General features: G+C 63.8%; 13 protein-coding genes and 1 pseudogene. 12 read left to right on the top strand and 2 right to left on the bottom strand.

The window, feature by feature from the left end:
- Positions 1 to 191: 191 nt before the first annotated feature.
- The gene (locus AC2W7L_RS17975) at positions 192 to 533 is read right to left on the bottom strand and encodes an RNA polymerase-binding protein RbpA (RefSeq protein WP_167196224.1); all 342 of its coding nucleotides are present in this window, start codon (positions 531 to 533) and stop codon (positions 192 to 194) included.
- A gap of 111 nt (positions 534 to 644) precedes the next feature.
- Positions 645 to 1409: a glycerophosphodiester phosphodiesterase family protein gene (locus AC2W7L_RS17970; RefSeq protein WP_486005552.1), complete on the bottom strand. Its 765-nt coding sequence runs from the start codon at positions 1407 to 1409 to the stop codon at positions 645 to 647.
- A 56-nt stretch (positions 1410 to 1465) separates the two neighbouring features.
- Here AC2W7L_RS17970 and AC2W7L_RS17965 point away from each other — a divergent pair, with 56 nt between their 5' ends.
- From AC2W7L_RS17965 to AC2W7L_RS17910, 12 genes and pseudogenes are all read left to right on the top strand, one after another.
- Positions 1466 to 1789 (top strand): hypothetical protein, encoded by a 324-nt coding sequence (locus AC2W7L_RS17965; RefSeq protein WP_486005551.1) that lies wholly within the window; start codon positions 1466 to 1468, stop codon positions 1787 to 1789.
- 277 nt (positions 1790 to 2066) lie between these two features.
- On the top strand, positions 2067 to 2870 hold the full coding sequence (locus tag AC2W7L_RS17960; protein ID WP_486005550.1) for a septal ring lytic transglycosylase RlpA family protein: 804 nt from the start codon (positions 2067 to 2069) through the stop codon (positions 2868 to 2870).
- Positions 2871 to 3095: 225 nt separating this feature from the next.
- Entirely contained in the window at positions 3096 to 4454 is a 1359-nt protein-coding gene (locus tag AC2W7L_RS17955; protein WP_486005549.1) for a flavin monoamine oxidase family protein, read from the top strand.
- Between the two features lies 1 nt (position 4455).
- Complete coding sequence (locus tag AC2W7L_RS17950) at positions 4456 to 5979, top strand: APC family permease (protein ID WP_486005548.1); 1524 nt, start codon at positions 4456 to 4458, stop codon at positions 5977 to 5979.
- Complete coding sequence (locus AC2W7L_RS17945) at positions 5976 to 6383, top strand: helix-turn-helix transcriptional regulator (RefSeq protein ID WP_486005547.1); 408 nt, start codon at positions 5976 to 5978, stop codon at positions 6381 to 6383. Before AC2W7L_RS17950 ends, AC2W7L_RS17945 begins: the two co-directional genes overlap by 4 nt.
- A 19-nt stretch (positions 6384 to 6402) precedes the next feature.
- Complete coding sequence (locus AC2W7L_RS17940; RefSeq protein ID WP_486005546.1) at positions 6403 to 6813, top strand: VOC family protein; 411 nt, start codon at positions 6403 to 6405, stop codon at positions 6811 to 6813.
- Positions 6814 to 6817: 4 nt separating this feature from the next.
- A pseudogene (locus AC2W7L_RS17935) lies at positions 6818 to 9189 on the top strand (ATP-binding cassette domain-containing protein).
- A 170-nt stretch (positions 9190 to 9359) separates the two neighbouring features.
- On the top strand, positions 9360 to 9836 hold the full coding sequence (locus AC2W7L_RS17930) for a transglycosylase family protein (RefSeq protein ID WP_486005545.1): 477 nt from the start codon (positions 9360 to 9362) through the stop codon (positions 9834 to 9836).
- A 289-nt stretch (positions 9837 to 10125) separates the two neighbouring features.
- Entirely contained in the window at positions 10126 to 10554 is a 429-nt protein-coding gene (locus AC2W7L_RS17925; RefSeq protein WP_486005544.1) for a DUF1801 domain-containing protein, read from the top strand.
- Between the two features lie 272 nt (positions 10555 to 10826).
- Positions 10827 to 11237, top strand: a complete 411-nt coding sequence (locus AC2W7L_RS17920) for a hypothetical protein (protein WP_486005543.1) — start codon at positions 10827 to 10829, stop codon at positions 11235 to 11237.
- Positions 11234 to 11395, top strand: a complete 162-nt coding sequence (locus AC2W7L_RS17915) for a hypothetical protein (RefSeq protein WP_486005542.1) — start codon at positions 11234 to 11236, stop codon at positions 11393 to 11395. The genes AC2W7L_RS17920 and AC2W7L_RS17915 overlap by 4 nt, the downstream gene beginning before the upstream one ends.
- A 178-nt stretch (positions 11396 to 11573) precedes the next feature.
- Positions 11574 to 11835 (top strand): DUF4442 domain-containing protein (locus AC2W7L_RS17910; RefSeq protein WP_486005541.1); only part of this gene is annotated, 262 nt, incomplete at its 3' end.

The raw sequence follows: 11835 nt of genomic DNA, 5'->3' as shown, positions 1-11835 counted from the left end.
AGTGTGTCAACAACGTATTGAGACATACTGTCAGCAACGTAATGAGTCAGGTTGTCAGCAACGTAATGAGACAACACAGCCCAGCAACCTGACGCGAGGTTGCTGGGCCGCCGTCAGGTAGCAATAGGCGAAAGGGGAAGGGGTGCAGGTCTGTTGACCTGCACCCCTTCGGTGCCTTCAGCGCAGCTGAATCAGCTCTGGGCCGGGACCTCACCGCGACGGATCGCGAGGCGCTCGTCGAGGAGCACCTGGAGTTCGTCGAAGGACCGGCGCTCCAGCAGCATGTCCCAGTGGGAACGCACGTGCTTGACGGACTCACCATCGGGTTCGTTGACGCCGACGCGGACACCGATGCCGTGGATGCCGGAATCCCACGTCGAGGGGACTTCGGCTTCGATCGAGAACGGCACCTTGAAGCGGGTTCCGTCTTCGCATTCGAATTCGACCATCTGGCGGGGTGCCGGCTCGACGCCCTCTTCGGTTTCGAGGCTGCGCGAGCCCAACTGTGTTCCGCGGAGACTGCGTTCGCTCATATCTAAGACCTTCCGACTCGACTGCACACCTTGGACGCAATGTAACAGTCTACCGTGCTCGAATATTCCTCGCCGACACGCCGCGGGGGTGTTCCCGGAGCGTCCACACAGCTAACCCCGTCGGCGGGCCAGCACCTCGAGGCCGAGCTCGACATCATCGGTGACGATCCCATCGGCTCCGAGGCCGAGCAGCGAGCCCATCGTCTCCGCATCATTGACCGTCCAGACATGGACGAGCAGTCCTGAGCGGTGAGCCCGGTCGACGAAGTCGGCGGTGACCACCGGGATCCGTTTGAACGAGACGGGCACCTGCAAGGCGTCGACGCCCGGCGGCAGAGGAGCGAACCCATGATCGGGTACTCCCGGCAGCCGACCGAGGGCGAAGAGGGCAGTCTCCGTGGTCCCTGTCGACGTGCGCACGCCCGGCAGAGCTGTGCGCAGACGACGAAGGGTGCCCGAGTCGAAGGAGGCGAGTCGGACTCTGTCGGCGGCGTTGAAATTGTGAACGAAGCGGATCATCGGACCGATGCTGTGGGCGGCCTTCACGTCGATGTTCCATTGCACCTGCGGCAGCGCCTCGAACAGCGCCTCGAGGCGGGGGAGTCGACCCCCGGCGAGGAGTTCGACCTCGTCAAGTTCGTCGGCAGGCAGTTCGCGGATGGAGTGTGCCAGTCCTGCGATGCGGTTGAGGTCGGCATCGTGGGCGGCGAAGAGGACGCCGTCGGCGGAGGCGTGGACGTCGGTCTCCATCAACTCGACTCCGGCAGCCGCCGCAGCAGTGAAGGCCTCGAGGGTGTTTTCGCTCATTCCCGGCCACAGGCCGCCTCGGTGCGCGATGATCTCTGGGTCCGCGATGACCTCCCGCTGGGAATTCATAGTCCAATCCTAACCAGGGTGTTGATTTCATCCGGGCTCTGTTCAAGGATGGTGCCATGAGCTCACACCGCGAACCCATCGAACCCGACGACGTCATCGACGCGACCGCGAAGACCCCGACCGAACGTGCACGCCGGGTTGCCGGACGCGCTTACGGAGCTGCGAGCACCGGTGTGAAGAACGTGCGTGAGGCAGCCTCGACATCCCGCCTCATCGAAGCCACCGAGAACAGCGTCAACCGTGCGCTGGGAAGCGTGTCGCACGCGATCGACGACGCCGTGCGCAGCGGCAAGGTCGAGCGAGCCTTCGACAAGGCACAGGAAACCGTGACGTCCGGAGCCGCAGGTGTCCGGAAGCTGGTGACACGCAAGTCCCGCTGACCGTGACCGACTCCGGTCGTGACCGTCTCCGGCCGCGAACTGCCTTCGAGGACCTGAACTCCGGCGAGGCGCGGACACCGTCCGTGAGCAGAATCGCATTCATGTGGCACACCGTTCGGGTGTGCCACATTGCTTTTGTAACAGTTCCTTAACTAGAATCTGTCAAGGTAACGATCAGATAACTTGGAGCTCTTCCTCGAGCGCACTGTTGCGAGAGGTCTTCCCGTGCATCTCCGAGTTACCGAATTACTCTCTGATGACGACGAGGAACACGACTGTGGGCAGACACTCAGCACCGAGCACCAAGAAGTCCGGCTCGATCTTCTCCGCGCTGACGGCGAAGAAGACCGGACGGCATGCACCGGCCGATCGGCAGAACACCGCCGGGGGAGTGCTGGCAGCCGTTCGCACCCGTCCGGTGCTCTCCGCGTTCATCGTGCCGACCGCCGCTACCGCAGCTGTCGTCGCATCGAGCCTCGCATTGGTTCCCAATGACTCCTCCTCGAGCGGTCAGGTCGTGGCGGAAGCGCCTGCCGTCGCTGTCTCCGAGCCGACGAAGGCCACGGATGAGTTCCTCGCCAAGGCGAAGAAACAGGCGAAGGAGAAGCCGGCCGAGGTCACGATCGACACTCATATCGAGACTCCGAGCCCCGAGCCGTCGAAGACCGCTGACAAGAAGGACGAAGCATCTACCGGCGGCGGAGAGACATCCGGCAACGAGGGGTCGTCCGGCGGTGGAGACGCTGATGAGAACGACGGACCGTCGAACTCCGGCAAATCGGCCGGCGAATCCGGCAGCTGCCCGATGTCCTACTACGGCGGCGGTGACGGATTCGACGGCAGGAAGACCGCCAACGGCGAGATCTTCGATACCAACAAGCTCACCGCCGCCCACAAGACCCTGCCGTTCGGTTCCAAGGTGAAGATCACGAACACCGCAAACGGCAAGTCCGTGACCGTTCGCGTCAACGACCGCGGCCCCTACCATGGCAACCGCTGCTTCGACCTCTCAAAGGCCGCCATGGAAGCCGTCGGCGGAGTCGGCGCGGGGCAGATCAACGGCAAGTACGAGGTCCAGTGACCCGAGCTGCGAGCAGCTGACTGCGGATTCCGCACCCCACCTCGCTGAAAGACGAATTTCGAACGGATCGGGCAGCGAAACAGTAGGAATCAGTCGCATCTAAGCGCGATAGCAGACGAATTGCTTATTGGGTACGAAATTCGCATTCACGATTTCGACCTTGGTTTTCGACTGTGGGCTGGCTAACCTGAAGCCAATACCCCACCCCCTTTCGAGGAGATCACCATGTCGAAGGAAACCTGTGACGTCGTCATCATCGGAGCAGGTCCATCCGGCCTGAGCGCCGCCCGCCGACTGCGGAAGGCCGGACGCAGCGTCATCGTCCTCGAAGCCCGCGATCGTGTGGGCGGACGCACCTGGACCGAGCACATCGACGGACAGATGTTCGAACTCGGCGGCCAGTGGATCTCCCCGGACCAGACCGCGTTGCTCGCTCTCGTCGACGAACTCGGCAAGGAGACCTACCCGCGCTACCGTGACGGCGACAGCGTCTACATCGCCCCCGACGGAACCCGCACCGTCTACTCGGGCGAGATGTTCCCGGTGGGGGAGTCGACTCAGGCAGAGATGGAACGCCTCATCGGCATCCTCGACGAACTCGCTGGCCGGATCGGTCCGCAGGCCCCTTGGGCCGCCGAGGATGCTGCTGAACTCGACTCGATCTCCTTCCACCATTGGCTGCGTGAGCAGTCAGAGGACGAACTCGCGTGCGAGAACATCGGACTGTTCGTCGCGGGCGGCATGCTGACCAAGCCCGCCACGACCTTCTCAGCACTCCAAGCCATCCTCATGGCAGCCTCGGCTGGATCATTCACGAATCTCGTCGATGATCACTTCATCCTCGACCGTCGCGTCGTCGGCGGAATGCAGTCGGTCTCGGTGCAGATGGCAGACGAACTCGGTGGGGACATCGTCCGTCTGCAGCAGCCGGTGCGGCGGATCGAATGGTCGGAAACCGGAGTCAGCGTCTCGACCGACGAGCTCACAGTCAGCGCCGAGTCCGCGATCGTCGCCGTTCCGCCGAACCTGTATTCGCGCATCAGCTACTCACCGCCCCTGCCGCGACTCCAGCAGATCTTCCACCAGCACCAGTCCATGGGACTCGTCATCAAGGTCCACGCCACCTACGACACCCCGTTCTGGCGCGAAGACGGACTGTGCGGAACCGGCTTCGGCGCCTCCCGCCTCGTCCAAGAGGTCTACGACAACACGAACCACGGGGAAGAGCAAGGTACTCTCGTCGGCTTCATCTCCGATGTCAATGCCGATGCCATGTGGGCACTGGACGAAGAGTCCCGCCGGACGAAGATCCTCGAAGCCCTCGCCGAGTTCCTCGGCCCGAAGGCACTCGACCCCCGGGTGTTCTACCTCTCCGACTTCGGCGCGGAGGAATGGACCCGCGGAGCCTATGCGACCAGTTATGACCTGGGCGGTCTGCACCGGTGGGGACCGTTCCAGAACGACCCGGTCGGGCCCATCCACTTCGCCAGCTCCGATATCGCCGCCGAAGGCTACCAGCACGTCGACGGAGCGGTGCGCATCGGCACCGCCACCGCCGAGAGGATCCTCGGCGAGAAGTCCTGAGATGAGCAGCACACAGCCGTCACCGTCGACGAACACGAGCGGACTGAGCTCCAAAGGACTCTCCGCCGGCAAGATCGGAGCCATCGGGGGAGCCGTCATCGGCATCTCCTGCATCGCTCCGGCCTATACGCTGACCTCGGGGCTCGGCCCGACGATCTCCGAGGTCGGGGTGCACACCCCGGCCGTGCTGCTCATCGGCTTCGTGCCGATGCTGCTCGTCGTCTTCGGCTACCGGGAACTGAACACGGCGATGCCGGATTCGGGCACCACGTTCACGTGGGCGACCAGAGCGTTCGGACCCTGGCTGGGCTGGATGGGCGGCTGGGGACTCGTCGCCGCCACCGTCCTCGTGCTGTCCAACCTCGCGGCAGTCGCCGTCGACTTCCTCTTCCTCCTTCTGTCCCAAGTGTTCTCCGATCCGTCCATCGCCGAACTCACACGAGTGCTGTGGATCAACATCCCCGTGACGATCATCCTCACCGCCGCTGCGGCCTGGGTGTCGTATCGGGGAGTCGAAGCCACCGAGAAGCTGCAGGTGTGGCTGGTTGCCTTCCAGGTGCTGGCGCTGGGCTGGTTCGTCGTCGCCGCGATTGTGCAGGCTTCCAATGGCACCGCCTTTGATCCGACCCAGGTGTCTCTCGACTGGTTCAATCCGCTGTCTGCCGGCGACTTCTCCACCGTCGCGGCCGCGGTGTCATTGTCGATCTTCCTGTTCTGGGGCTGGGACACGGTGATCACGATGAATGAGGAGGCGAAGAACCCGGAGAAGACCCCGGGGCGGGCCGCGATGCTCACGATCATCGCGATCGTCATCATCTATATCGCCTGCACCGTCGCCGTCATCTCGTTCGCCGGCATCGGCACCGAGGGTCTCGGTGCCGGCAACCCGGACAACCAGGAGTCGATCTTCGCCTCTCTCGCCGGTCCCGTCATGGGACCCTTCGCGGTGCTCGTCTCCATCGCGGTGCTCTCGTCCTCCCTGTCCTCGCTGCAGGCGACGATGGTCTCGCCCTCGCGGACGATCCTGGCGATGGGCCACTACGGCGCGCTGCCGGAGAAGTACGGTCGCGTCTCTCCCCGCTACAAGTCGCCGTCGGTGGCCACCGTCACCTCGGCGGGGGCTGCGAGCATCTTCTACGTCGTCATGCGGCTGCTCTCGGAGAACGCCCTGTGGGACACGATCACCGCGCTGGGACTCATGGTCTGCTTCTACTACGGCATCACCGGCCTGGCCTGCATCTGGTACTTCCGGCGCAGCCTCTTCGGCTCAGGACGCACGTTCTTCTTCCGGTTCCTGTTCCCGCTCATCGGGGGAGTGACCCTGCTGATCATCTTCGTCACCACCGCGATCGACTCGCTCGACCCCGCCTACGGATCCGGGTCCTCGGTCTTCGGTGTCGGACTCGTCTTCGTCCTCGGCATCGGGGTGCTGCTGCTCGGTGTGGTGATCATGATCATCCAGTCCGTGCGCCATCCCGACTTCTTCCGCGGACGCACTCTGAAACAGGGAGTCGACGCGGGATGAACGAACAGCTGGTGGCTCTGCGCCGGGTCCGAGACCGCATCGACCGCGAGTTCGACCAGCCGCTGAGCGTGGAGTCACTGGCCGCGGGCGTGCACATGTCCGCCGGGCACCTCAGCCGCCAGTTCAAGTCCGCCTACGGCGAATCCCCGTACTCGTACCTGATGACGCGCAGGATCGAGCGGGCCATGGCGCTCATCCGCCGCGGCGATCTCACGATCACCGAGATCTGCTTCACCGTCGGTTTCTCCTCCTTGGGCACCTTCAGCACCCGCTTCAGCGAACTCGTCGGACTCTCTCCGACCCGCTACCGCGACGGTGTCGCCGCAGGTGAGCACCGGCTGCCGACGGTCGTGGTGAAGAACGCGCTGAGACCGGTCAGGAATCGAGAAGTCCCACCGAGCTGAGCAGTCTACGATTGCTGACATGGACATCTCGATCAACGCCAGCTTCCTGCCGCATACCGATGCCGAAGAATCCCTGACCTTCTACCGTGACATCCTCGGCTTCGAGCTGCGCCTCGATGTCGGCTCCGGACGCATGCGCTGGCTGACCGTCGGCCCCGTCGGACAGCCCGACACCTCGATCGTGCTCACCCCGCCCGTGACCGACCCGACGATCAGCGACACAGAACGGGAGACCATCGAGGCGCTCATCGCCAAGGGCAGCTACGGTGCGATCGTGTTGGCCACCCCGAACGTCGATGAGGCATTCGCAGAGGTGGAGGCCAAGGGCGCCGATATCGTGCAGGAGCCGATGGACCAGCCCTACGGTCTGCGTGACTGCGCCCTGCGCGACCCCGCCGGCAACATGATCCGCATCCAGCAGAGAGGCTGAACCGGTGCACGCTGCAGACAGCCATGACCTCATCCGCGTCAGCGGAGCCAGGGAGAACAACCTCAAGGACGTCAGCGTCGAGATCCCCAAACGTCGTCTCACGGTCTTCACGGGAGTCTCCGGCTCCGGCAAGAGCTCACTGGTCTTCCACACGATCGCCGCCGAATCCCAGCGGATGATCAACGAGACCTATTCCGCTTTCGTCCAAGGCTTCATGCCGGCGATGGCCCGCCCCGAGGTCGACGTCCTCGAGGGACTGACGACGGCCATCCTCGTCGATCAGGAGCGGATCGGGGCGAATCCGCGCTCCACAGTGGGCACGGTCTCCGACATCAATGCGAAGCTGCGCACCCTCTTCGCCCGGCTGGCCGAGCCGAACCTCGGATCGACGAACGCCTACTCCTTCAACGTCGCCACCCTCAGCGGGAAGGGCGCAGTGACCATCGACAAGGGCGAGGGCAAGCAGGTCGAACGCAGGTCCTTCTCCGTCAACGGCGGCATGTGCCCGCACTGTGAGGGAATGGGCACTGCCACGGACATCTCCATCGCCGAGGTGGTCGATGAGTCGAAATCCTTGAACGACGGAGCCATCACCGTCCCCGGGTACAAACCCGGCGGTTGGTCCGTGCGCATGTTCTCCGAATCCGGGTACTTCGACCCGGACAAACCCGTCGCCGATTTCGATGAGACGGAGCGACACTATCTGCTGTATGCCGAAGGCGAGAAGGTCAAGATCAATGGCACGAACATCACCTTCGACGGGCTGATCCCGCGGATCCGACGGTCGTTCTTGTCCAAGGATCGGGACTCGATGCAGAAGCACATCCGCGAGTTCGTCGACCGTGCCGTGGTCTTCACCACCTGTCCCGAATGCGGGGGAACCAGGCTCAACGCGGCCGCCCGCTCCTCACTGATTGCCGGAAAATCGATCGCCGATGTCTGTGCCCTGCAGATCTCGGACATCACGGATTGGCTGGACCAGGTCGAGCCGGGAGCCGCCTCGGCGCTGCTCGAATCGCTGCGCGCGGATGTGGCGGCCTTCAACGACATCGGACTCGGATACCTGTCCCTGGACCGATCGGCAGGGTCACTGTCCGGGGGAGAGGCCCAGCGGATCAAACTGGTCCGCCACCTGGGCTCTTCGCTCACGGACGTCACCTACGTCTTCGACGAACCGACGATCGGTCTGCACCCACACGACATCCGATCGATGAACGACCTGCTGATGGCACTGCGGGACAAAGGCAACACGGTCCTCGTCGTCGAACACAAACCCGAGACGATCCTCATCGCCGACCACATCGTCGACCTCGGGCCCGGCGCGGGCAGCAACGGGGGAGAGGTGACCTTCACCGGCAGCGTCGACGGTCTGCGGGAGTCCGATACTCTCACCGGGAGGCACCTCGGATACACCGCTGCGCTCAAGGATACGGTGCGGGAACCGGCGGGAGCGCTCGAGATCCGCGACGCACAGTCGCACAATCTGCGAGGCGTCGACGTCGATGTGCCCCTCGGGGTGCTCACCGTCGTGACCGGTGTTGCCGGATCCGCAAGAGCAGCCTCATCGAGGGGTCCCTGCGGGGACGTGATGGGGTCGTGATGATCGATCAGGCGCCGATCAAGGGATCACGGCGCAGCAACCCGGCGACGTACACGGGGATTCTCGAACCCATTCGGAAGGCGTTCGCGAAGGCCAACGGGGTCAAGCCCGCCCTGTTCAGCGCGAATTCCGAAGGTGCATGCCCGGTGTGCAACGGCGCCGGAATCATCTATTCGGACATGGCGCTCATGGGCGGTGTGTCGGCACCGTGCGACGAGTGCGAGGGCAAGGGATTCCAAGCTGAGGTGCTCGAGTTCACCTTGGGCGGGCGGAACATCCGAGAGGTCCTGGATCTGTCGGTGGATTCGGCGATCGAGCATTTCGGTGCGGGGGAGTCGCGTATTCCCGCGGTCGTCAAGACTCTCAAGATCCTCGCCGAGGTGGGGCTTGGCTACATCAGCCTCGGCCAGCCGCTGACGACGCTGTCCGGGGGAGAGCGACAGAGATTGAAGTTGGCCGTCCATCTGTCGGCGAAAGCCGCCGATGCGGCGCAGGTGATCATCCTCGACGAACCGACGACAGGTCTGCATCTCGCCGATGTCGAGAACCTGCTGCGTCTGCTCGACGGACTTGTCAACTCCGGACGGACCGTCGTCGTCATCGAACACCACCAGGCGGTGATGGCTCACGCCGACCACATCATCGACCTCGGCCCGGGCGCGGGACATGACGGAGGTTCGATCGTGTTCGAAGGCAGCCCGGCCGACCTCGTCGCAGGAGCGAAGACGAACGGTTCGCTGACCGCCGAGCATCTGGCCGCCTATGTGAGTGCCTGACCAGGGGAGTCGTGCCCACTCAGGCTTCGTCCAGGTTCCGCGGAGCCGATTCAGATGCTGAATTCACGGTTTCGGGTTCAAATGCGGCAATCGATTCGTTACGGTGTATAACGGCTCGGTAACGACCGGGTTACAGAATCGAAATGCAGTCGTACTTTGGAGAAGACACAGTGAACCTCTACAGCACAAGCCTCCGCAAGGTCGCCCTGCTCGCTGGCGCCGGCGCAGTTGCAGCCGCCGGATTGACCGGAATGAGCGCGGCCCAGCCGGCACAGGCATCTGAGCAGGGCGTCTGGGACAAGGTCGCCGAATGCGAATCCGGCGGTGACTGGCATATCAACACCGGAAACGGATACTACGGCGGACTGCAGTTCTCCGAGCAGACCTGGAAGGCCTTCGGTGGAGAGGGAATGCCGCACGAGGCCAGCAAGGCCGAGCAGATCGACATCGCACAGAAGACACTCGAAGAGCAGGGCCCGGGCGCATGGCCGGTCTGCGGTGAAAAGGCCGGACTGACCAAGGAGAACGGCGCAGCCGATGACGGCGGCGGATCCGGCGATGACGACAAGAAGGACGACGGCGGCTCCAAGGGCGACGGCGACAGCGGCAAGGTCGGCCTCGCCGGCAACGTCACCGTCGGCGGCTGAGACCGCACGATGATCTGACGATCGACGATGCGCAGGCGAATATGTGCGTCGTGGTCGTGAAATGGCCGTGAGCGATTAACGTGTCGCTCACGGCCATTTCTGCATGCTCCAGCCCGACTCTGGATAGAGCGCCGATAATATACATTATGTTAAGTAAAGATCAGAAGCACCTCTTCCGCAGCCCGAGAACCGCTTCTCGAACCGCTTGGTGACCGGCTCCGACAGATCGACTGTATAGACTGCCCTCGTGCGGCACCGCACGTTCAGCTGGGTTGATTCAGGAGGCGACGTGGCGGCGAAGCAGCCGGCGATGCGGCCGACAGGCGAAGCCGTCGAGGTCGTCCTTGATCGTGCACACGGTCCCAGGCGCGCCGAAGCGGATGAGCTCTGCGCACTCATGACGGACATCTCCGGCCACACGCCTCGGGTGTGGGCCTTTCGAATCGTCGGCTTCGGCGAAGTCGCCTATCGCTACGAATCGGGCCATGGTGGAACGATGCCCGTTCTGGCCTTCTCCCCCACGGCAAACCGGCACACCATCTACCTCACGAGCAGCTTCGAGGAACGCTGGCCCGAGCTGCTGACCCGGTTGGGCCGGCAAACGAGCGGCACATCTTGTCTGTACCTCACGCGTCTGAGCCATGTCGACACATCGGTGCTGCGCGAGCTTCTCGAACGGACCAGAGAGCACACACTCTCCGAACGGCCCAGCATCTGAGCGGTGACTCGAATTCGGCTTTCACCCCGATAGGATCCCACGGGGTGCGGATTCGTTGTCTGTCGAACATCCGGGCAATAGGATGACTCGAACACCGCCTGCCGGGCGGGCACCGCATACCTCGGCGCAAGGACGCCTCTTGGTCTCATCGCACCAGAACCACGCCACACGCACCGCCGGCGACGGGACGACCCTCTGCCTGAGTCCGGCCGCTTCTCCCCGTTCGACTCCCCCCGCAGCTCGGCACCGAATCCCCCCGCAGAGCCTGATCGATGACCGCTCTGCTGGTCGTTCTCGCGCTCGTATGGGCGTTCGCTATGCTGCCGCTCGTGTTCGCCGCCAGCTTCGGCGTCCTCGTGGTCTCGCGTTTCGTCCTCGGACTCGCTGAAGGCCGAGCTCGGCCCTCATCCACACCGAGGCCTACTCATGGCATCGGCCGGAGAAGCGCGGCTTCCCCGGCGCTCTGTGCCTTCATCGGCGGCGCAGTCCTATTCATCGTGCCGATCCTCCTAGCCCCTCTCGCCGCTGTCATCGTCATCTCCATCGGGTACGGCATCGGAGCGGCCGTCCTGCCCCTGGCGAATGCGGCGATCTCCGAGATCTGCCCGCCGGTGCAGACGGCGGGAACCCTCCGTGTCTTCCTCGCGCTCATGGCGGTGGGTGGACTCATCGGCCCTATGTGACAGGCCTCATCGTCGATGCTGCGAGTGATCCCGGCCTCGGCTACGCTACTGCGTTCCGCATCATGGGCATCGTCTCGGCAGTCTGTGCAGTGCTGGTCATCGTCCTCGCCGATCCCGACAGGGACAAGCAGATAGTGCGCGGTTCGGTCTCCGTCTGAGTAAGCGACAACGCGCCGAGGCGGCACTCCCCTGGCGACGTCGGTGCTGTGTCTGATCCGTCACCCTGCAGTGCCACTCTGTTACTGTTTACTGACAGGTAACTTAGCTCACAGCGACCGTGAACGCCTCCGTCGGACCAAGAGCGCAGTCTTCACGCCGCAACGGAAGGACACGACGATGACCGCAGATACTACGCAGACGGCGGCGATGCCCGGCACCGGAAAGATCTTTGCCCTGTGGAAGAAGATGCAGGAGATGCCTCTCGGCAAGCGCCTGTTCTCGCAGGCCGTGTGCTTCAAAGCACCTTACTTCCGTACTGTGCGCCCACAGATCAAAGAGCTGAGCCCCGGGCTGTGCCGCGTCACCGCGCCTAACCGCCGCGGAATGCACAATCATATCGCCAACCTTCTGCTCGCCGCCCACGCCGGGGTTCCGGTCT

This window comes from Brevibacterium sp. LAARM3_SD1 (genome assembly GCF_057364765.1).
The sequence above is the reverse complement of the archived record's forward strand: the minus strand, read 5'-3'. Positions and strand labels throughout refer to the sequence as shown.